The sequence below is a fragment of the Phaeobacter sp. JH20_02 genome (assembly GCF_048056915.1).
Taxonomy (GTDB): Bacteria; Pseudomonadota; Alphaproteobacteria; order Rhodobacterales; family Rhodobacteraceae; genus Phaeobacter; species Phaeobacter bryozoorum.
In genome coordinates this window covers 1-794 of the sequence record NZ_JAYMVP010000016.1, presented here as the reverse complement: position 1 = coordinate 794, position 794 = coordinate 1, and the positions used below count along the sequence as shown (strand labels likewise).

1 protein-coding gene is annotated in these 794 nt (G+C 59.9%); it reads right to left on the bottom strand.

The features are described 5' to 3' along the window. On the bottom strand, positions 1 to 794 hold a 794-nt coding region (locus tag VWY34_RS04190; RefSeq protein ID WP_416544462.1), incomplete at both ends, for an elongation factor Tu.

Here is a 794-nt window from a genome sequence, read left to right as displayed (position 1 = left end):
ATGTTGTCGCCTGCTTCACCACGGTCCAAGAGCTTGCGGAACATTTCCACACCGGTACAGGTGGTGGTGGAGGTGTCACGGATACCAACGATCTCGATCGAGTCGCCAACGTTGATCACGCCGCGCTCAATACGACCGGTCACAACGGTACCACGGCCGGAAATCGAGAACACGTCTTCGATCGGCATCAGGAACGGCTGGTCAACAGCGCGCTCAGGCGTGTCGATGTAATCGTCAACAGCCGCCATCAGTTCCTTGATCTTGTCGGCGCCGATCGCGTCGTCACGGCCTTCCATCGCCGCCAGAGCGGACCCTGCGATGATCGGGATATCGTCGCCCGGGTAGTCGTAGGAAGACAGCAGTTCGCGGATTTCCATCTCGACCAGCTCCAGGAGCTCTTCGTCGTCGACCTGGTCCACTTTGTTCATGAACACGACCATCTTCGGGATGCCAACCTGGCGGCCCAGCAGGATGTGCTCGCGGGTCTGCGGCATCGGGCCGTCAGCAGCGTTCACAACCAGGATCGCGCCGTCCATCTGCGCCGCACCGGTGATCATGTTTTTCACATAGTCAGCGTGGCCGGGGCAGTCGACGTGGGCGTAGTGACGGCCTTCGGTCTCATATTCCACGTGCGCGGTCGAGATGGTGATGCCGCGGGCTTTCTCTTCAGGTGCGCCGTCGATCTGGTCGTAGGCTTTGAAGTCACCGAAATACTTGGTGATCGCTGCGGTCAGCGTGGTCTTGCCGTGGTCAACGTGGCCGATGGTGCCGATGTTGACGTGCGGTTTTGTACG